Genomic DNA, 20889 nt, shown 5'->3' with positions numbered 1-20889 from the left:
TTATTAACCACCGGCCTTTTTGCGCTGTAGGGCACGGGTGTTTTTCTCTGTTTAGCCACCTGTATCCGCGCATAACACTTCGATTATTTATCGAAGTGTTTGTATATTAAACAGTTGTTAGTCTCTGTCTTTTATTTTTGAGCGAATATTAGACAGTTGGGTCACTTATCAGCGAGCTGAGGAACCCCATGGTTTACTCTTATACCGAGAAAAAGCGCATCCGTAAGGATTTTGGTACTCGTCCACAAGTTTTGGACGTCCCGTACCTGCTATCGATCCAGCTTGATTCTTTCGATAAATTTATCGAGCAGGATCCTGAAGGACAATACGGTCTAGAAGCTGCTTTTCGTTCTGTTTTTCCAATTCAGAGCTACAACGGCAATTCTGAGCTGCAATACGTTAGCTACCGTCTTGGTGAACCAGTATTTGATGTTAAAGAATGTCAAATTCGAGGTATCACTTATTCAAAACCGCTGCGCGTTAAGCTGCGTCTAGTCGTATTCGACAGAGATGCACCAGCTGGTACTGTAAAAGATATTAAAGAACAAGAAGTCTACATGGGTGAAATTCCACTCATGACAGACAATGGTACCTTCGTGATCAATGGTACCGAGAGGGTTATCGTATCCCAGCTGCACAGAAGCCCAGGTGTATTCTTCGACAGCGATAAGGGTAAGACTCACTCTTCTGGTAAAGTTTTATATAACGCACGTGTTATTCCTTACCGTGGCTCATGGTTAGACTTTGAGTTCGATCCAAAGGATAGCTTGTTCGTTCGTATCGACCGTCGTCGTAAGCTTCCAGCGTCTATTATCCTACGTGCATTGGGTAAAACGACAGAAGAGATCCTAGATCTGTTCTTCGAAAAAGTACGCTTTGAAGTTCAAAACCAAACTCTAATGATGGAGTTGGTTCCTGAGCGTCTGCGTGGCGAAACTGCTTCATTTGATGTTGAAGCAAACGGCAAGACTTACGTTGAAGCTGGCCGTCGTGTTACAGCTCGTCATATCCGCTCTCTTGAAAAAGATGGCGTTGAGTTCATTGAAGTACCGGTTGACTACATCGTAGGCAAAGTGGCTTCAAAAGATTACATTGACGAGAGCACTGGCGAAATCGTTGTGGGCGCGAACCAAGAGTTCAGCCTAGAGAGCCTAGCGAACCTTGCGCAAGCAGGTCACACTAAGCTTGAAGTTCTGTTCACGAATGACCTAGATCATGGTCCATTCATGTCAGACACAGTTCGCAACGACAGCACTACAGACCGTATCTCTGCATTGGTAGAAATCTACCGCATGATGCGTCCTGGCGAGCCGCCAACGAAAGAAGCTGCTGAAGCTCTGTTCCAAAGCTTGTTCTTCTCTGAAGAGCGCTACGACCTATCAACTGTAGGCCGTATGAAGTTCAACAGCTCTATCATGCGTGAAGACGCTGGTGAGCAAGGCATCCTAGACGAAACTGATATCATCGAAGTGATGAAGAAGCTTATCTCTATCCGTAATGGTAAAGGTGAAGTGGATGATATCGATCACCTTGGTAACCGTCGTATTCGCTCTGTGGGCGAAATGGCTGAAAACCAATTCCGTGTAGGTCTAGTTCGTGTTGAGCGTGCTGTTAAAGAGCGTTTGAGCCTTGGTGACCTTGATGCAATCATGCCTCAAGATCTGATCAACGCTAAGCCAATTTCTGCGGCAGTGAAAGAGTTCTTTGGCTCTTCTCAGTTGTCTCAGTTTATGGATCAGAACAACCCGCTTTCAGAAGTTACTCACAAGCGTCGTATCTCTGCGTTAGGTCCTGGTGGTCTAACTCGTGAGCGTGCTGGCTTTGAGGTTCGTGACGTTCACGTTACGCACTACGGTCGTCTATGTCCGATCGAAACTCCTGAAGGTCCAAACATCGGTCTAATTAACTCACTATCTGCTTACGCACGTTGTAATGAGTATGGTTTCCTAGAAACCCCATACCGTCGCGTTGTTGATGGTGTAGTAACCGAAGAAGTTGATTACCTATCTGCTATCGAAGAAGGTCAATACGTTATCGCTCAGGCGAACACCGTACTGTCTGAAGACAACACCTTTACAGAAGAACTGATCACAGCCCGCTTGAAGGGTGAATCAGGTCTGCACCCACGTGAAAACGTGAGCTATATGGATGTTGCTACGAACCAGGTAGTATCTATCGCTGCATCTTTGATCCCATTCCTAGAGCACGATGATGCAAACCGTGCATTGATGGGTGCAAACATGCAACGTCAGGCAGTTCCAACTCTACGTGCTGATAAGCCACTTGTAGGTACTGGTGTTGAGCGCAACATTGCGGTTGACTCTGGTGTTACAGCGGTAGCTAAGCGCGGCGGTTCGGTTCAGTCTGTAGACGCATCTCGCATCGTAGTTAAGGTTAACGAAAATGAATTGGTACCAGGCGAAGCCGGTATCGACATTTACAACCTAACTAAATACACGCGTTCTAACCAGAACACTTGTATTAACCAACGTCCTACCGTGCTACCTGGCGAACCAGTAGCAAAAGGTGACGTTCTAGCAGATGGTCCTTCTACCGACCTTGGTGAACTGGCTCTTGGTCAGAACATGCGTATCGCATTTATGCCTTGGAACGGTTACAACTTTGAGGATTCAATCCTAGTTTCTGAGCGTGTAGTACAAGAAGATCGCTTTACTACTATCCACATCCAAGAACTATCTTGTGTGGCTCGTGATACTAAGCTGGGTTCTGAAGAGATCACTGCTGATATTCCAAACGTAGGTGAAGCTGCTCTATCTAAACTAGATGAGTCAGGTATCGTTTACATTGGTGCTGAAGTTAAGGGTGGCGACATCCTAGTTGGTAAGGTAACTCCGAAAGGCGAAACTCAGCTAACTCCTGAAGAGAAACTACTACGTGCAATCTTCGGTGAAAAAGCATCTGACGTTAAAGATACTTCACTGCGTGTACCTAACTCTGTTTCAGGTACCATCATTGACGTTCAAGTCTTCACTCGCGATGGCGTAGAGAAAGACAAGCGTGCTCTAGAAATTGAGCAAATGCAGCTGAAAGAAGCGAAGAAAGATCTAACTGAAGAATTCCAGATTCTTGAGGGTGGCCTTCTTAACCGTGTTCGCGCTGTATTGATCGCTGGTGGTTACTCGGAAGCGAAACTTGACAGCATTAACCGCAAACAGTGGTTAGAGCAGACTCTTGAAGATGACGCACTGCAATCTCAACTTGAGCAACTTGCAGAGCAGAACGACGAGCTTAAAGCTGACTTCGATAAGAAGTTCGAAACTAAGCGTCGTAAGATCACTCAAGGCGATGACCTAGCACCTGGCGTTCTTAAGATTGTTAAGGTTTACCTAGCGGTTAAACGTCGCATCCAGCCTGGTGATAAAATGGCGGGTCGTCACGGTAACAAGGGTGTTATCTCTAAGATTAACCCTGTTGAAGACATGCCTTACGATGAGAAAGGTCAACCGGTCGATATCGTTCTTAACCCACTGGGTGTACCTTCGCGTATGAACATCGGTCAGATCCTAGAAGTACACTTGGGTCTAGCTGCTAAAGGTATTGGTGACAAGATCAACCAGATGGTTAAAGAACAGCAGGAGCTTGCTAAGTTCCGTGAGTTCTTACAGAAGGTTTATGATCTAGGTGACTCTCGTCAAGAAGTAGATATTGCTGAGCTGTCGGACGATCAAGTTCGTACGCTTATCAAGAACCTACGTGGCGGTCTACCAATCGCGACTCCAGTATTTGACGGTGCATCTGAGAGAAACATCAAAGATCTACTTAAACTGGGTGACCTACCAGAATCTGGTCAGCTAACTCTGTTTGATGGTCGTACTGGTGATTCGTTTGAGCGTCCTGTAACTGTAGGTTACATGTACATGCTGAAACTGAACCACCTTGTTGATGACAAGATGCACGCACGTTCGACTGGTTCGTACAGCCTAGTAACTCAGCAGCCACTTGGTGGTAAAGCTCAGTTCGGTGGTCAGCGTTTCGGTGAGATGGAAGTATGGGCACTAGAAGCATACGGTGCTGCTTACACCCTTCAAGAAATGCTAACCGTTAAGTCGGATGACGTGAATGGCCGTACTAAGATGTATAAGAACATCGTAGATGGCAACCACGCGATGGAACCAGGCATGCCTGAATCGTTCAACGTATTGTTGAAAGAGATTCGCTCGCTAGGTATTAACATCGAGCTAGAAGACGAAGAGTAATCCCTTTCTTTTAAAGAAAAGTGGTTATTGGTAAGAAGGTGCTCACCGGTAGGTGAGCCCCTTTTAACTCCTTACAGGAGCTGATCGTGAAAGACTTATTAAACTTTCTAAAAGCACAGCATAAGACTGAAGAATTTGATGCAATCAAAATCGGTCTATCTTCACCAGACATGATTCGTTCATGGTCTTTTGGTGAAGTTAAAAAGCCTGAGACAATCAACTATCGTACGTTCAAACCTGAGCGCGATGGTCTGTTCTGTGCACGTATCTTTGGCCCAGTTAAAGATTACGAATGTCTATGTGGCAAATACAAGCGTCTGAAGCACCGCGGAGTTATCTGTGAGAAGTGTGGCGTAGAAGTTACACAAACTAAAGTTCGTCGTGACCGCATGGGCCACATCGAGCTAGCGTCGCCTGTAGCGCACATTTGGTTCCTAAAATCACTACCGTCTCGTATCGGTCTACTAATGGATATCCCACTGCGTGATATCGAACGCGTTCTTTACTTCGAAATGTACGTAGTAACAGAAGCGGGTATGACTGATCTAGAAAAAGGTCAGATGCTTACTGAAGAAGAGTATCTGGACAAACTAGAAGAGTGGGGTGACGAGTTCACTGCGAAGATGGGTGCAGAAGCGATCAAAGATCTGCTTTCTACCATGGATCTCGTGCAAGAAGCTGAACTAATGCGCGAAGAGTTAGAAACGACTAACTCTGAAACTAAGCGTAAGAAAGTTACTAAGCGCTTGAAGTTGGTTGAAGCATTCGTAGCATCAGGTAACAACCCTGAGTGGATGATTCTGACTGTACTTCCAGTACTTCCGCCAGATCTACGTCCTCTAGTACCACTAGATGGCGGTCGCTTTGCGACTTCAGATCTGAACGACCTATACCGTCGTGTTATCAACCGTAACAACCGTTTGAAGCGTCTACTAGAGCTATCTGCTCCGGACATCATCGTACGTAACGAAAAACGTATGCTGCAAGAGTCTGTTGATGCGCTTCTAGATAACGGTCGTCGCGGTCGTGCTATCACAGGTTCTAACAAGCGTCCTCTGAAATCTCTTGCTGATATGATCAAGGGTAAACAAGGTCGTTTCCGTCAGAACCTTCTTGGTAAGCGTGTAGACTACTCTGGCCGTTCTGTAATCACAGTAGGTCCATACCTTCGTCTGCACCAGTGTGGTCTTCCTAAGAAGATGGCACTTGAGCTATTTAAGCCATTCATCTACAGCAAGCTTGAGCTTCGTGGTCTAGCGACAACGATCAAAGCAGCTAAGAAGATGGTAGAGCGTGAAGAAGCAGTCGTTTGGGATATCCTAGACGAAGTTATTCGCGAACACCCGGTACTATTGAACCGTGCACCTACACTTCACCGTCTAGGTATCCAAGCGTTCGAACCAGTACTAATCGAAGGTAAAGCGATCCAGCTACACCCACTTGTGTGTGCTGCGTACAACGCCGACTTCGATGGTGACCAGATGGCGGTACACGTACCTCTAACTCTGGAAGCTCAGCTTGAAGCACGTACGCTGATGATGTCGACAAACAACATTCTGTCGCCAGCGTCAGGTGATCCTATCATCGTACCTTCTCAGGACGTTGTATTGGGTCTTTACTACATGACTCGTGACAAGATCAACGTGAAAGGTGAAGGCATGTACCTTGCTGGCCCAGAAGAGGCTGAGAAGGCATACCGCACTAAGAGCGCTGAACTTCACGCACGTGTAAAAGTTCGTATTACTGAAACCATCAAAGATGAAGACGGTAATAGCACGACAGAAACTAAGATGGTAGATACTACTGTCGGTCGTGCAATGCTTTGGCAGATCGTTCCAACGGGTCTACCGTTTGATCTAGTAAACCAAAAGCTAGGCAAGAAGCAGATTTCTAAGCTTCTAGATGAGGCTTACCGTAAGCTTGGTCTTAAAGACACTGTTATCTTCGCTGACCAAATCATGTACACAGGTTTTGCTTACGCGGCACTATCTGGTGTATCTGTTGGTATCGACGATATGGTTGTTCCTCAAGCTAAGTACGATGAGATTGAATCAGCTGAAGAAGAAGTACGTGAAATCCAAGACCAGTACCAATCAGGTCTGGTAACTGCGGGTGAGCGTTACAACAAAGTTATCGATATTTGGGCGTCTACGAACGACCGCGTTGCGAAAGCGATGATGGATAACCTATCTTCTGAAACTGTGATCAACCGTGACGGTGAAGAAGAACAACAAGAGTCGTTCAACAGCATCTACATGATGGCCGACTCCGGTGCTCGTGGTTCTGCTGCGCAGATTCGTCAGCTTGCTGGTATGCGTGGTCTGATGGCTCGTCCAGATGGTTCAATCATCGAGACGCCAATCACAGCAAACTTTAAAGAAGGTCTAAACGTACTTCAGTACTTTATCTCAACGCACGGTGCTCGTAAGGGTCTTGCGGATACAGCACTGAAAACAGCGAACTCCGGTTACCTAACGCGTCGTCTAGTAGACGTTGCACAGGACGTTGTAGTTCACGAACATGACTGTGGCACTCATGAAGGCGTTGAAATGATGCCTCATATCGAAGGTGGTGACGTTAAAGTTGCGCTTTCTGAGCTAGCTCTAGGTCGTGTTGTAGCTGAAGATGTTATTAAGCCTGGTACCGAAGAAGTACTGATCCCACGTAATACTCTAATTGATGAGAAGTGGTGTCAGATCATGGAAGAAAACTCTGTAGACAGCATGAAAGTGCGCTCAGTAGTTACCTGTGATGCAGACTTCGGTTGTTGTGCACTGTGTTACGGTCGTGACCTAGCACGTGGCCACCTAGTGAACCAAGGTGAAGCAGTAGGTGTTATCGCTGCTCAGTCTATCGGTGAACCTGGTACACAGCTTACCATGCGTACGTTCCACATCGGTGGTGCGGCATCGACAGCGGCTGCTGAAAACAGCATCCAGACTAAGAATGACGGTACACCTTTCCTTCACAACGCTAAGTACGTTGTGAACAAAGAAGGTAAGCTAGTGATTACTTCTCGTGCGTCTGAACTAACCATCGTTGATGAGTTAGGTCGTACGAAAGAGAAGCACAAACTTCCATACGGTACGATTCTTAACATTAAAGAAAGCGATCTTGAATCAGCGAAGCTAGATTCTGGTTATGTAATCGCAAACTGGGAAGCTCACACACTGCCAATCATCACTGAAGTGGCAGGTAGCATCCAGTACGTTGACATGATTGATGGCGTAACAGTTTCTCGTCAAACAGATGACCTTACAGGTCTATCTTCAAGCGAAGTAACTGACCCTGCAGCACGTCCTGCTGCTGGTAAAGACATGCGTCCAGCTATCAAACTTGTTGATGCGAAAGGTAACGATGTAATGATCCCTGGCACTGATATGCCAGCTCAGTACTTCCTACCTGGTAAAGCGATTGTAAACATCGAAGATGGCGCTGAAGTAGGCGTTGGTGACACTCTTGCACGTATCCCTCAGAAATCTGGCGGAAACAAAGATATCACCGGTGGTCTACCACGCGTTGCTGACTTGTTTGAAGCTCGTAAGCCTAAAGAGCCTGCGATTCTTGCTGAGCACACAGGTACTGTGTCGTTTGGTAAAGAAACGAAAGGTAAGCGTCGTCTAGTAATCACTCGTGAAGGCGGAGACGCTTACGAAGAGATGATTCCTAAGCATCGCCAGCTGAACGTGTTCGAAGGTGAGAAGGTTGAGCGCGGTGATGTAATCGCCGACGGCCCTGAGACTCCGCATGATATCCTACGTCTACGTGGTATCCATGCTATGACTCAGTACATCGCTAACGAAGTACAAGAAGTTTACCGACTACAGGGCGTTAAGATTAACGATAAGCACATTGAGACTATCGTTCGTCAAATGCTACGTAAGTGTACTATTACACACGCTGGTGACTCTGAGTTCCTACCTGGCGAGCAAGTGGAATACTCACAAGTTAAGATTGCTAACCGTGCACTAGAAGCAGAAGGTAAAGAGCCAGCAGGCTTTGAGCGCGAGCTACTAGGTATCACTAAAGCATCTCTAGCAACTGAGTCGTTCATCTCTGCGGCATCGTTCCAGGAGACAACTCGCGTACTAACAGAAGCTGCTGTTTCTGGTAAGCGTGATGAGCTTCGTGGTCTGAAAGAAAACGTAATCGTGGGTCGTCTGATCCCAGCGGGTACAGGTTTCGCTTACCACCAGAACCGTCAAGCTAGCCGTGAAGAGCAACCAGGTCCATCTGCTGAACAAGCAACGGATAACTTGGCTGCACTTCTAAACGCAGGTTTCTCTGACGAGTAATCGAGCTGTTTAGCTGATAGCAAAAAGGCACCCTAGGGTGCCTTTTTTAATGTCTGCTGATTACGAAATTTTCAGAGCGCTTAATGCTAGTGAGAATATTTTAATCGAAAAAACCTAGAAAGCTGTCGAGGCTCCCTAGGTAATATGTAGAGCGCAGTTAGCTAAGCGCCAGGAGGCATTGCTAGGCTATCGGCGATCAATTGAATAAGTTTATCTTCTACCTCAAAGCGAAGCTCTAGAACTTCTCCGACTTTAGACATGTCGCTTTCAAATGATTCGAGCTCCTCATCTTCGCCGATTTCTGCATATTTATCTGTAAAGCTAAGGAGCGGTTCAGTGGTGAGCACAATCTTCGCGTAAGTTTGGCTAATCTCTTCTGTGGTTTGAAAACCCGTGGAGTTCCACTTATCCATTACCATGTCATAGATCTTAAAGTGACCTTCAGAAATATAATCTACAAGATGCTGAGAGAAATTTTGTAGCTCATCTTTAGTGGGTAGCGTGATGACGTTGGATGGAGATGAAGAAGGCTGCAAAGCCGCTAGTTTTATATACTCGACAAGCAATGCTTGGCGCGTCTCTAGCCAATGGTCAATGACTTCACTAGAGCCACCCCATTCTTGTTGTACTTGTTTGAATTTCTTTAGCATGACCATGTCCTCATGATCCTTTACCGGTCAGGTAAAGCTCTCGAACACACCGAGAGGGTTCCATATTAATAGCAAAATTGTGTGTTATACCAATAGCTTTGAATCAATTCTTCTATACGACTGGTATAGATTTAGATTGCCAGTAAAATGGTAGAACTGCAAGCAAAGAGATAACGGGATGTTAAAAAAAAGTAAACATCAAGCGATTGGCTATTGGTTAGTGGTCAATGGTAGCGATGTATGGTTGAAAGATGACCAACTGCCTTTTGGCAGTGCTAATGATGTAGGCCAAGGATTTTCATTGCCAGCTGAGAGTGCAATTGAAATTGGTCACTATGAAGAGCATCCAGTGTATTGGCTGAATGATGCCGATGTTGAAGCCTCGCTGCCTATGGTCTCTTTGCGTGAATTGCTGCACCTAGAAGACGATTTATTCTTACTGGTAAGTAAAGCGGTGCAATATGGCCATATGACGCAAACCATGCGCTTCTGCGGCCAGTGTGGTGGAAGAAACAGTCTCAATCACAACCAACTGGCAATGCAGTGTCAGCAATGCCGAACGTTGCATTACCCTCGTATTTTCCCGTGCATTATTGTCGCTGTACGCAAAGAGTCACAAATACTTCTCGCACAGCACCCTAGACACAAAGGGAACATGTACACCGTTATTGCTGGATTCCTTGAAGTTGGCGAAACGTTAGAGCAGTGTGTCGCGCGAGAAGTAAAAGAAGAAACGGGTATCGATGTACAAAACATTCGCTACTTTGGAAGTCAGCCTTGGGCGTTTCCAAGCAGTATGATGATGGGCTTTTTAGCCGATTATAAAGATGGCGATATTAAGCCAGATTACACCGAGTTAAGTGATGCAAAATGGTTTAACATCGATGCATTGCCAGAGGTGGCTCCAGAAGGAACCATCGCCAGGGCCTTGATTCAATCTACCGTTGATTCTATCGCCTCACAGCAATAGGCAAAAAAATACCCTCCACAAGTGGAGGGTAACGGTAAACTGTTATGAGCAAGCGTTGCTCTTATTCTAGATTATTGTATTTTTCGCTAGAGAACAAATTATTAACATGTGATTACAAACTGAGCAAAGGATTTCCATTGTTTAAGTGTGCATAACATGATCAACCGCTCAATCCTCAAATATTGCCAATAAGTAAAAAGTGTTAAGATAGCGCTTTCGTAGTAAGGGACTAAGACCTAGAAAATGACTGAATTAAAAAATGATCGTTACCTGCGTGCTTTATTGAAGCAACCCGTTGATTACACGCCTGTATGGATGATGCGTCAAGCAGGTCGCTACCTGCCAGAATATCGTGCAACAAGGTCTGTTGCCGGCGACTTCATGTCCCTGTGCAAAAATGCCGAACTCGCTTCTGAAGTGACTTTACAACCGTTGCGTCGTTTTCCTTTGGATGCGGCAATTCTATTCTCTGACATCCTGACCATCCCTGATGCGATGGGACTGGGTCTGTACTTTGAAACAGGTGAGGGACCTAAGTTTGAGCGTCCGATTACCTGTAAAGCGGATGTAGAGAAGATTGGTCTGCCTGATCCTGAAGGTGAACTGCAATACGTCATGAATGCAGTTCGTCAGATTCGTAAAGATCTACAAGGCGAAGTGCCGCTAATTGGTTTCTCAGGAAGCCCTTGGACACTCGCTACTTACATGGTCGAAGGTGGAAGCTCTAAAGCATTCACCAAGATCAAGAAGATGATGTACGCAGAGCCTGCGACATTGCATCTACTACTGGATAAGTTAGCTGACAGCGTGATTGAGTATTTGAACGCTCAAATCAAGGCTGGAGCGCAGTCTGTGATGGTCTTTGATACTTGGGGTGGTGTATTGACCCCTCGCGACTACAACGAGTTCTCACTGCGTTACATGCACAAAATTGTGGATGGGCTGATTCGTGAAAATGAAGGCCGCCGTGTACCTGTGACCTTGTTCACCAAGAATGGTGGCATGTGGCTAGAATCTATCGCAGCAACGGGCTGTGATGCAGTAGGTCTTGATTGGACTATCAATATTGCGGATGCAAAGAAACGTATTGGTGACAAGGTTGCTCTGCAAGGCAACATGGATCCTTCAATGCTTTATGCGCAACCTGAGCGTATTCGTCAAGAAGTTGGGACAATTCTTGAAGGCTTTGGTGAGGGCACCGGTCATGTGTTTAACTTGGGTCATGGTATCCACTTAGACGTACCACCTGAAAACGCAGGTGTGTTTGTTGAAGCGGTCCATGAGCTATCCAAGCCATACCACAAATAACGAAAAAGCCCCTCAAGTGAGGGGCTTTTTGCATCTAGGGCTGGTGGCGTTTATTTAGTTTTGATAACGACAGCCTTTCGCCAAGCTTTTATCTTTCATGGTTTTATAGCGCTTATGCAGCCACATCCACTGGTCAAGCTTTCTGAGAATGGCAACCTCTAGAGCTTTATTCATGTAGGTTGCACCTGCTTCGAGATCGTCTTTAGGAAAGTTCTCGTGAATAGGGTCATCGAAGTACAATTCCCACTTCCCATCAGTGTCACGAAAGCCTGTCATAGGAATAATCGCACAGTCGGTCATCTTCACTAGAATATTGGCTCCAGTGACTGTGCAGGCATCTTGGATGGCGAAGAAGGGCACAAATACGGATTTATTCGGGCCGTAATCGTGGTCTCCCAAATAGAATAGACGCTCGCCACTTTTTAGGGTGCGAATCATCTCCTTGAGGTTTTTACGGTCGATAACTTTATTGCCGTTGTGCGTACGGCCCCAATACTGAATAAAATCGTATGCTGGATTCGAATGTGGGCGGTATACGCCGTGACCTGGGTATCCTAATACGGCAAAGGCACGTGCGCTTACTTCAAGGTTAAGGGCGTGAGGATGGCAAACCAGTACCCCTCTTTTCTGTGCCGCAAACCCTTTGATTGGCTCTGCATTGTGCACCTTTAGGTGACGCTTTAGCCTCCACGTTGGCCAAAACCAAGTGATGCCCGTTTCAAACAGTGCGAAGCCAGTGTTCTTGAAATTCTCGATGACAGTGCGCTGGATCTCGTCCTGAGGCATAGTAGGGAAAGCAAGCTCAAGGTTCCTATGGGCTACCTTTACTCGTTTCTTTGCGAATGGCATCGCCATTCTTCCCAAGCCTCGGCCTAATAGTAATTGGGCACGAAAAGGAAGAACATTAACTAGCAGAGCTAGAAGCCCAAAGCCAAACCAAACTCCCCAGTATTTAGGGTGCAGAAGCGCAGTGCTAAAGGTGGGACCGTCGTATTTACTCATAAATTCCTTTCAAAGCGGATTAGTTAGTCACTAGGGTCTGTTGACCTTTTGCGATTAAATTTTGCTCGACCAGAAGTCATTTAATCAAGGCGAGGGACTTGCCGCCTAGTCATCTAAGCAAAAGTCGCTCAACGCAGAGTAAATGGGTTCTGGACGAGCCCTTCGGGTAGCGCTTTGTTGGGCATTTCTACCGCGTTAGTCACTTTTCATGTGGAACCACCACACCTAAAAGCGACTGCCTTGTATAAATACCCAACAAATCGCTACAAAAACAACCTCAAAAGGTCAACAGACCCTAGATATACGATCCAATAAGCCACGGAATTATGTATAAATTCAAAATGGAGTAGTGTGAATCATCACTAATAGTGAAGTTTTTTTAATGACGCTTAATGCTCTCACTATCAGTGATTGTGCAGATCAAGTTACGTATTCTTGAACACGATTATTAAATTTAGATTGTGTTATTGCTTGTATCGATAGCCTTTAGGCAGGCTTTCATCTTTCATTGTCTTGTAACGCTTGTGTACCCACATCCATTGGTCAACCTGGCGTAAAATGACTTGCTCGTAAGCTTGGTTCATCAAGGTAGCGCCTGCTTCAAGATCTTTCTTTGGAAACTCTTCATGAATGGAATCAGCAAGGTTCAATTCATACTGTCCCCTGTCGTCTCTAAAGCCCGCTACAGGGATCATAGCGCAATTGGTTAGACTGTAGAGCATATTGGCCCCAGTCGTTGTGCAGGCCTCTTTTACAGCAAAGAATGGGACGAATACAGACTTATTTCGACCATAGTCATGATCGCCTAAGTAAAATAGTCGCTCGCCACGTTTCAGAACACGAATCATCTCTTTGACGTTTTTGCGATCCACCAACTTGTTACCGTTGTGGGTTCTGCCCCAATACTGAATGAAGTCGTAGGCAGGGTTGTTATTTGGGCGATATACGCCACTACCGGGATAGCCCAATACTGCGAAGGCGCGAGCACTGATTTCTAGGTTTAACGTGTGCGGGTGACACAGCAATACACCACGCCCTTCGTTTTCAAAATCAATCGCTTGCTGCAGGTTAACCGTGCGTATACGACGCTTTAATCGCCAAGTGGGCCAGAACCAAGTTATGCCCATCTCAACAAAGGCAAGCCCTGTATTCTTAATATTCTCTTCTACAATACGCTCAGCGTCTTCAGCCGTTTTGTCAGGGAAGGCGAGTTCAATGTTGCGCCTTATTACCTTAACTCGGCTTTTCGCCAACCTACTTGAGTATTTACCAAACCCACGCCCTAATTTATAAAGAACGGCATAGGGCAGCAGATTCACAAGCAGTGCAAGAACACCAAAACTAATCCAAACACTCCAGTATTTAGGGTGGAGCAATTTGAATGAAAACTGAGGCGGAGCGTATTTATTCATGATCCCCTTCCAGGATTTTAAGCTAGTTGCTGGCTTAACAGTGTCCAATACTCGTCAAAATCAGCGGATGGTTTAATTTCAAAGTCACTACGCACAAAGCGATTTAAGCGACCCTCAACATAACTCAGCACGATAGCAGCCAGAACTTTCTCATCCACAGCAAAGCCCTTGCCCTCGCGTAGCATTCTTTCTCTTAGAATTTGCTTAAGTTGGCTTTCTATTTTACCAAAAAGCTGATTAATGCGTTCTCTAAGTCTTTCATTTTCAAACATTAGCGCATGACCGGAAAGGATGCGAGAGAGACCTTTGTTATGCTCCGCAAAAAGGAGAACGAATCGCAGCACTTCATGCAATCGATTCATGGTGTCTTTTTCTTGATCCATGATCTGGTTGATACGAGCTAAAACCGATTGTTCGATAAACTCGATTAACCCCTCAAACATGCGAGCTTTACTTGGGAAGTGTCGATAAAGCGCTGCTTCCGATACGCCCACCTGTTGCGCTAATTTAGCAGTAGTAATTCTGGAAGTACCATCGCTGGATTCCAACATCAAAGCAAGTGCTTGCAAAATCTCGTCGCGACGATTTGAACTACGTTTGCCTGTCATTAATCACGTCCTTTTTCTGTTTATTCTTTGACTGTAGTAATTACGTTAGAGCGTTAGTTTTTACCAGAATGACCAAAGCCACCTTCACCTCGATGAGAGGCGTCGAAGTCTTCAACCAAGTTAAACTCGGCTTGCACCACAGGAACAAAAACCAGCTGAGCGATGCGATCACCAGGCTCTATGGTGAAGGTATCTTGTCCTCGGTTCCACACAGAAACCATTAACTGGCCCTGATAGTCAGAATCAATCAAGCCAACTAGGTTGCCCAATACAATACCGTGCTTATGGCCAAGGCCTGAACGAGGCAGAATAGTCGCAGCCAGGCTAGGGTCGCCGATGTGAATAGCGAGACCAGTAGGCACAAGATGTGTTTTTCCTGGGGTGACAATTAAGGCTTCGTCTAGGCAGGCGCGAAGGTCTAGCCCGGCTGAGCCTTCAGTCGCGTATTGAGGTAATGGGAACTGCTTGCCAATACGAGAGTCTAGGATCTTTAAGTCGATTTTTTTCATTGCTTGATGCTTATTGAGTAAGTTCGTTAATCTGCTCTAGTATGCTTTGCGCTAATGCTTGTTTGCTTGCTAGAGGGAAATTCTTGTGGCCATTTGGCCAGTATAAATTTAACGCATTGTCGTTTGAGTTAAAGCCGATACCCGCTTGAGAAACATCATTGGCGCAGATGAGGTCGAGTTTCTTTCTCGACAGTTTATCCAGGGCATATTTCTCGACGTCTTGAGTTTCAGCGGCAAAGCCAACAGTAAAGGGTCTGTTGTGCGTAAGATTTGCAACGCCCGCAATAATATCGGGATTCTTCACCATGCGAACGACAAGCTCATCGCTGCCGTCGACTTTTTTCATCTTCTGCTCTGCGATTTCAGCCGGACGATAATCCGCTACCGCAGCACAACCGATAAACACATGGCTCAGAGGCGCGTGTTCCATCGCAGCTTTATGCATTTGTTCAGCACTCCATACATTAATGCGCGTGACATTAGCGGGTGTTGCTAGGTTTACCGGGCCGCTGATTAGCGTAACCTCAGCACCGAGTCTAGCCGCTTGCTCTGCCAGAGCGTAACCCATCTTTCCTGAGCTGTGGTTAGAGATAAATCGCACAGGGTCTATAGCTTCTTGAGTCGGGCCTGCGGTAATTACAATCTTCTTACCTTGCAATAGTTTAGGCTGAAATTGAGCAATGCATCGCTCAACTAACTGCATTGGCTCTAACATTCGACCTGCACCGATATCGCCACAGGCTTGTTCGCCAGACGCTGGACCCCAGATGCTCATTCCACGACGCTGTAGCGTAGCAATATTCTCTTGGGTCGCCACGTTTTTGTACATTTGCTGATTCATTGCCGGAGCAACAGCAACCGGTGCATCGGTGGCTAGCACCACAGTGGTCAGTAGATCATTGCCCATACCTGCAGCCATACGTGCGATAAGGTCTGCAGTTGCAGGGGCAAGCAGGACTAGGTCGGCCCATTTTGCTATTTCAATATGCCCCATAGACGCTTCTGCCGCTGGGTCTAATAAGCTTTCAGATACGGGCTGTCCCGAGACGGCTTGCATGGTCAATGGCGTGATAAATTCTTTGGCTGCTTTGGTCATGACAACTTTGACCTGAGCGCCTCGTTCAGACAAGCGTCGAGTTAATTCAGCACATTTGTAGGCTGCGATACCACCGCTGATACCGAGAACTATTTTTTTCCCTTCAAGAGGTTGCATGCTCATTTTCTCAATTAAATTAATAAGGTAACCATACCATATATTGGGCTGGAGTTAGAGTTTGACAAGTGGACTGATTGCTTGCGATTTGTGTGCAAGTTTTTTCTTAACTCATCCTCTGAATGCGGATTTTGCATCAATACTACAAGGCTAACCAGATCTGCAAGGGGATAAGATGACATTAAAAGCACTGCCTAAAGAGTCTCTCCCTCGAGAAAAGTTAATCAATCATGGTCCAAGCTCGTTAACGGATGCTGAATTGCTCGCTATTTTTTTGCGTACAGGATGTCCGGGGATGAATGTCTTAGAGCTTGCTGATCATCTGTTGAAATCCTTTGGCTCATTGCGGCACATATTAACCGCACCGCAAGAGAAGTTTTGCCAGCATAAAGGGCTAGGGCAGGCCAAATATGTGCAACTGCAGGCCTTTATCGAAATGACACAGCGCTATCTTGCGGAAACCCTAGAAAAAGGGGACGCTCTGACGAGTCCACAACAGACCAAGCTGTTTTTGCTGAGTTTACTACGGGATAAACAGCGCGAGGTCTTCTATGTACTATTCCTCGATAATCAGCATCGAGTCATCAATCATGAAAGCCTATTTGAAGGCACCATAGATGCGGCGAACGTTTACCCTAGAGAGGTGGTTAAGCGCTCATTGCAACACAATGCCTGCGCCTTGATTCTCGCACATAATCATCCATCGGGTGTTGCTGAGCCCAGTCAGGCAGACAAACGCATTACACGTCGTTTAATCGATGCTCTTGCGCTGGTGGACATTCGAATACTGGATCATTTTGTTGTGGGGGATGGTGAGGTAGTGTCATTTGCAGAGAGAGGTTGGATGTAGCAATGCAGATTAGTGGTTGTTACCGACGCTGCATCTCTGTCCACCAATTTGAATCAGCGACAATTTGTCCTGCATCATCAAGCTCAGGATAAGGCAGACCTTTCCTTTTGGCGACCTTGGCCAATACGGGGTGACCGCGTTCAAACAGTGTCTTCTGAATAATACTATCGGAGAGTGGCTGGGGGGGATTATTGTACATGTCTTTATTTTGGCGCTGACGCTGTGCCTCGAATAAGATCAAGGCGCTAGCCACTGATACATTCAAGGACTGCACCATGCCTACCATAGGCACAATAATATCTTGGTCGGCCATCTCTACAGCCATTCTGCTGGTTCCGTCTTTTTCACCACCGAGGACGATAGCGGTGGGTTTGGTGTAATCCACTTCACGAAAATCAACAGCGGTGTCGGACAGGTTGGTCACTAGAATTTGCATACCTTGAGCTTTTAGCGCTTGGTAAGCTTGCTGGGTGGTGTCGTGAGTCTCTACTTCAACCCAATTGCGTGCGCCTGCGGAAGTGTGGCTCAAGGTACGCATTTTTTTGTTGGGCCAAACAGCATGTATCTTGTGCAACCCAACCGCATCTGCAGATCTTATCACTGCAGACACGTTATTGGGTTTGTGCACTTCCTCTAAGCAGAGGGTTAAATCCGGCTGGCGAGCCTTAAGAACGGAAACAATTTTTTGATAACGTTCTGGACTCATTGTTACCTACGACGACGACGAACTTTAAGCGCATGTGGCATTACACGAATCTTCTTCATGATGCCAGCAAGGTGAACCCTGTCCTTAGTGGTTAAGGCAACGGTCACTGTGTACAAACGGCCATCTTTTTCTTCAGTAGAAATACCATGGATATTTGACCCAGTGCGAGAGATAACATTGGTTAGCTCTGCAAGTGCACCCTGGCTGTTTTGCATATCGATCTGTAGTTCGGCAATGAACTCTTGCTCATGACTCTCAGACCATTCAACCGCCATGTATTTATCAGGTTCTTTCTGATAGCCACGGATATTTGGACAAGTTTCCCTATGGATAACTAAGCCTCGACCCGGAGATACGTGTGCCAAAATATGGTCACCAGGAATTGGGTGACAACAGTTAGCATAAGTCAGAAGGATACCGTCAGCGCCCTTAATAGAGAGCTTCTTATCAGAGCGAGGCTCTACAGAACTGGTTTCGGTAAGTAAATCAGCATCACCTAGTAGTCTGCGCGCAACGATGATACTCATCAATTCGCCTAGACCGATAGCCGCTAGCATATCGTCCACCGACTCTAGTTTGAGGTAACTAAGAACCTGCGCGATATTCTCTGGGTAGATAGTATCGATAGAGTGGCGGCCCAAGGCGTGATTCAACAAACGACGACCCAAGGCAACGGATTCTTCGCGACGCATCGTTTTAAGAACCTGACGGATCTTAGTACGAGCACGAGAAGTCACAACATAGTTAAGCCAAGCCGCGTTTGGTCTTGCACCTGGTGCACTGATGATCTCGATCGTTTGACCGTTCTTCAGTGATTTGCTTAGAGGATATGGATTTCTGTCAACGCGCGCGCCCACACAGGTATTACCCACATCGGTATGTACGGCATAAGCAAAATCTACGGCAGTGGCACCTACAGGCAATTCAACAATGCGGCCTTTTGGCGTGAACACGTAAATCTCATCTGGGAACAGATCCGACTTAACGTTCTCGATGAACTCGAAAGAGTTACCGGCGCTTTGCTGAAGCTCAAGCAGGCTCTGCATCCAGCGCTGAGCTTTAATCTGCGCAGTAGTGCCAGAGCGTTGACCATTATTTTTGTAAGACCAGTGTGCAGCAACACCCTTGTCCGCCATTTGGTCCATGTCTTCAGTACGAATCTGTACTTCAACAGGAACACCATGAGGGCCAACCATAGAGGTGTGTAGTGATTGATAGCCGTTCGCTTTTGGTACCGCGATGTAGTCTTTCATTCTGCCAGGACGTGGCTTGTATAAGCTATGAGCTTGGCCAAGCACGCGATAGCAGGTATCGGCATTATCAACAATTACTCGGAACGCGTAGATATCCATAATGGTATGGAAGCGCTGTTCCTTGGTCTTCATCTTGTTGTAGATAGAGTAAAGATTCTTCTCGCGACCTAAGACCTTAAAGTGGATACCACACTCTTCCAAACGTCCCTCAATCTCTGAGTGAATGCGTTGGATCATCTCCTTACGGTTACCACGAGCGGTTTTCACCACTTCTTTTAAGACGCGATAACGGTTGGGATAAAGAGCTTCAAAGCCAAGCTCTTCAAGCTCAGTTTTGATGTTATGGATACCCAATCTATGAGCCAGTGGTGAGTAGATCTCAAGAGTCTCACGAGCAATGCGGCGACGTTTATCTGGGCGCAGCGCGCCGAGCGTACGCATGTTGTGCGTGCGATCAGAAAGCTTAATCAAGATGACGCGGATATCCTGAACCATCGCCAGAACCATCTTACGGAAGTTTTCCGCTTGAGCTTCTTTACGGTCTCGGAATTTCAGCTTGTCGAGTTTCGAAACACCGTCAACGAGTTCAGCTACAGCAGTACCAAAAAGGTCTTCAAGTTCTTCTTTGGTGACTTCGGTATCTTCAATAACATCATGAAGAAGTGCTGCTTGGAGGGTTTCAAGATCGAGGCGCATTTCTGCAAGAATTCTTGCAACGGCCACTGGGTGGATTATGTAGGGTTCGCCACTAGAGCGCGTTTGCCCTTCGTGTGCTTCTTTTGCTACCGAATAAGAATGACGTAGAGCCTCAACTTGAGGCTCTGTTAAATATTCTTTGGCAACATCTTTAAGGCTATCAAATAGATACAAATTACGGGCCCAAAAGGTTACGAGGTGTTGTGCAGATTAGCGAGTGTGAGCGATGCTGCTTACGGCTGCTAGTTCTGCTGCTTCCTGCTCTTGTTGTTCTTGACGATCTTTAGCGTCCAAGATTTCCTTAGTAATCAAACCTTCTTCGATTTCGCGAAGAGCAATTACTGTTTGCTTATCGTTCTCTTCTGGCACAAGTGCATCTTTACCGCCAGTTTGCATTTGACGTGCGCGACGAGCAGAAATTAGAACAAGGTCGAAACGGTTACCAACTTTTTCAACAGCATCTTGTACAGTTACGCGTGCCATGAGGACTCCAATTACTAAATTATTTTTTAAATGACGGGAAATTATACAGCTTTCTAGATTACTCTGCTAGTAAAGCTGATAGCATTCCACTGTATTTCGCTGTTTGTTTGTCTTGTTTAAGGCGTTCTGCACGCAGAATGGCTCTAAAATCCATCAAAGCAGCGTCGAAATCGTCATTAACTATGATGTAGTCATATTCATCATAGTGTGACATTTCCGATTTCGCCTCACTCATTCGCTTAGCGATAATTTCTGTACTGTCTTGACCGCGCACATTTAGGCGACGCTCAAGCTCACCATTAGATGGTGGAAGAATAAAGACGCTTTTCGCGTGTGGCATCTGCTCACGGATTTGACGAGCGCCCTGCCAGTCAATATCCAAGAACACATCAATGCCTCTATCTAGGTTCTCTTCAATCCAAACACGAGACGTACCGTAGTAATTACCGAATACTTCAGCGTGCTCTAAAAAGATACCTTGCTCTATCAATGTTTCAAATTCATTGCGTTCAACAAAATGATAGTGAACACCATCTTCCTCACCAGGGCGAGCTCCGCGCGTAGTGTGAGAAACAGAAACCTTCATTGCGTACACCGGGTTTTTTTCCAGCATAGCTGATATCAGGCTAGATTTGCCTGCTCCGCTAGGTGCAGAAACGATATATAGGGTGCCTTTTCCCATTCGTAGAGCTCCGAAATAGTGATGAACAGTGTTAT

15 protein-coding genes are annotated in these 20889 nt (G+C 46.1%); 5 read left to right on the top strand and 10 right to left on the bottom strand.

The genetic code is table 11. The annotated features are described in order from the left end of the window. Positions 1-188 precede the first annotated feature (188 nt). Entirely contained in the window at positions 189-4217 is a 4029-nt protein-coding gene (gene rpoB, locus A6E01_RS12410; protein WP_065210306.1) for a DNA-directed RNA polymerase subunit beta, read from the top strand. Positions 4218-4303: 86 nt separating this feature from the next. After that, the gene (gene rpoC, locus A6E01_RS12405) at positions 4304-8512 is read left to right on the top strand and encodes a DNA-directed RNA polymerase subunit beta' (RefSeq protein ID WP_065210305.1); all 4209 of its coding nucleotides are present in this window, start codon (positions 4304-4306) and stop codon (positions 8510-8512) included. A 161-nt stretch (positions 8513-8673) separates the two neighbouring features. Here the strand turns inward: rpoC and A6E01_RS12400 are convergent, their stop codons facing one another. Continuing rightward, entirely contained in the window at positions 8674-9168 is a 495-nt protein-coding gene (locus A6E01_RS12400) for an Rsd/AlgQ family anti-sigma factor (protein WP_065210304.1), read from the bottom strand. Between the two features lie 172 nt (positions 9169-9340). Here A6E01_RS12400 and nudC point away from each other — a divergent pair, with 172 nt between their 5' ends. Continuing rightward, positions 9341-10132, top strand: a complete 792-nt coding sequence (gene nudC, locus A6E01_RS12395; RefSeq protein WP_065210303.1) for an NAD(+) diphosphatase — start codon at positions 9341-9343, stop codon at positions 10130-10132. A gap of 243 nt (positions 10133-10375) precedes the next feature. Next, positions 10376-11440, top strand: coding sequence for a uroporphyrinogen decarboxylase (gene hemE / locus A6E01_RS12390; RefSeq protein ID WP_017026993.1), 1065 nt, complete (start codon positions 10376-10378; stop codon positions 11438-11440). A 54-nt stretch (positions 11441-11494) separates the two neighbouring features. Here hemE and lpxL (A6E01_RS12385) read toward each other — a convergent pair whose 3' ends face one another. The 5 genes from lpxL (A6E01_RS12385) to coaBC form a co-directional block, all read right to left on the bottom strand. Further along, positions 11495-12442 (bottom strand): LpxL/LpxP family Kdo(2)-lipid IV(A) lauroyl/palmitoleoyl acyltransferase, encoded by a 948-nt coding sequence (lpxL, locus tag A6E01_RS12385; RefSeq protein ID WP_065210302.1) that lies wholly within the window; start codon positions 12440-12442, stop codon positions 11495-11497. A gap of 464 nt (positions 12443-12906) precedes the next feature. Beyond that, complete coding sequence (gene lpxL, locus A6E01_RS12380) at positions 12907-13854, bottom strand: LpxL/LpxP family Kdo(2)-lipid IV(A) lauroyl/palmitoleoyl acyltransferase (RefSeq protein ID WP_065210301.1); 948 nt, start codon at positions 13852-13854, stop codon at positions 12907-12909. 17 nt (positions 13855-13871) lie between these two features. Then, on the bottom strand, positions 13872-14462 hold the full coding sequence (slmA, locus tag A6E01_RS12375) for a nucleoid occlusion factor SlmA (RefSeq protein WP_017027273.1): 591 nt from the start codon (positions 14460-14462) through the stop codon (positions 13872-13874). A gap of 53 nt (positions 14463-14515) precedes the next feature. Beyond that, entirely contained in the window at positions 14516-14971 is a 456-nt protein-coding gene (gene dut, locus A6E01_RS12370; RefSeq protein WP_017027274.1) for a dUTP diphosphatase, read from the bottom strand. 10 nt (positions 14972-14981) lie between these two features. After that, positions 14982-16184, bottom strand: a complete 1203-nt coding sequence (gene coaBC, locus A6E01_RS12365; protein ID WP_065210300.1) for a bifunctional phosphopantothenoylcysteine decarboxylase/phosphopantothenate--cysteine ligase CoaBC — start codon at positions 16182-16184, stop codon at positions 14982-14984. 175 nt (positions 16185-16359) lie between these two features. Between coaBC and radC the strand changes: the two genes are divergently transcribed. Then, the gene (gene radC / locus A6E01_RS12360; protein WP_065210299.1) at positions 16360-17034 is read left to right on the top strand and encodes a RadC family protein; all 675 of its coding nucleotides are present in this window, start codon (positions 16360-16362) and stop codon (positions 17032-17034) included. A gap of 19 nt (positions 17035-17053) precedes the next feature. Here the strand turns inward: radC and trmH are convergent, their stop codons facing one another. The 4 genes from trmH to gmk are packed head-to-tail and all read right to left on the bottom strand — an operon-like array spanning position 17054 to position 20854. Next, entirely contained in the window at positions 17054-17740 is a 687-nt protein-coding gene (trmH, locus tag A6E01_RS12355; RefSeq protein ID WP_065210298.1) for a tRNA (guanosine(18)-2'-O)-methyltransferase TrmH, read from the bottom strand. Between the two features lie 2 nt (positions 17741-17742). Next, complete coding sequence (gene spoT, locus A6E01_RS12350; protein WP_065210297.1) at positions 17743-19863, bottom strand: bifunctional GTP diphosphokinase/guanosine-3',5'-bis pyrophosphate 3'-pyrophosphohydrolase; 2121 nt, start codon at positions 19861-19863, stop codon at positions 17743-17745. A gap of 36 nt (positions 19864-19899) precedes the next feature. After that, positions 19900-20172 (bottom strand): DNA-directed RNA polymerase subunit omega, encoded by a 273-nt coding sequence (rpoZ, locus tag A6E01_RS12345; protein WP_017027279.1) that lies wholly within the window; start codon positions 20170-20172, stop codon positions 19900-19902. A gap of 58 nt (positions 20173-20230) precedes the next feature. Continuing rightward, complete coding sequence (gmk, locus tag A6E01_RS12340) at positions 20231-20854, bottom strand: guanylate kinase (RefSeq protein ID WP_017027280.1); 624 nt, start codon at positions 20852-20854, stop codon at positions 20231-20233. Positions 20855-20889 lie beyond the last annotated feature (35 nt).

It is taken from the genome of Vibrio breoganii, from assembly GCF_001677275.1.
Classification (GTDB): Bacteria; Pseudomonadota; Gammaproteobacteria; order Enterobacterales; family Vibrionaceae; genus Vibrio; species Vibrio breoganii.
The sequence above is the reverse complement of the archived record's forward strand: the minus strand, read 5'-3'. Positions and strand labels throughout refer to the sequence as shown.

Coding starts and splice junctions, on each gene's coding strand:
- slmA (WP_017027273.1), bottom strand. CDS start 14,462: ATGACAGGCAAACGTAGTTCAAATCGTCGCGACGAGATTTTGCAAGCA.
- hemE (WP_017026993.1), top strand. CDS start 10,376: ATGACTGAATTAAAAAATGATCGTTACCTGCGTGCTTTATTGAAGCAA.
- lpxL (WP_065210302.1), bottom strand. CDS start 12,442: ATGAGTAAATACGACGGTCCCACCTTTAGCACTGCGCTTCTGCACCCT.
- rpoZ (WP_017027279.1), bottom strand. CDS start 20,172: ATGGCACGCGTAACTGTACAAGATGCTGTTGAAAAAGTTGGTAACCGT.
- dut (WP_017027274.1), bottom strand. CDS start 14,971: ATGAAAAAAATCGACTTAAAGATCCTAGACTCTCGTATTGGCAAGCAG.
- coaBC (WP_065210300.1), bottom strand. CDS start 16,184: ATGCAACCTCTTGAAGGGAAAAAAATAGTTCTCGGTATCAGCGGTGGT.
- A6E01_RS12400 (WP_065210304.1), bottom strand. CDS start 9,168: ATGGTCATGCTAAAGAAATTCAAACAAGTACAACAAGAATGGGGTGGC.
- trmH (WP_065210298.1), bottom strand. CDS start 17,740: ATGAGTCCAGAACGTTATCAAAAAATTGTTTCCGTTCTTAAGGCTCGC.
- radC (WP_065210299.1), top strand. CDS start 16,360: ATGACATTAAAAGCACTGCCTAAAGAGTCTCTCCCTCGAGAAAAGTTA.
- nudC (WP_065210303.1), top strand. CDS start 9,341: ATGTTAAAAAAAAGTAAACATCAAGCGATTGGCTATTGGTTAGTGGTC.
- rpoB (WP_065210306.1), top strand. CDS start 189: ATGGTTTACTCTTATACCGAGAAAAAGCGCATCCGTAAGGATTTTGGT.
- lpxL (WP_065210301.1), bottom strand. CDS start 13,854: ATGAATAAATACGCTCCGCCTCAGTTTTCATTCAAATTGCTCCACCCT.
- gmk (WP_017027280.1), bottom strand. CDS start 20,854: ATGGGAAAAGGCACCCTATATATCGTTTCTGCACCTAGCGGAGCAGGC.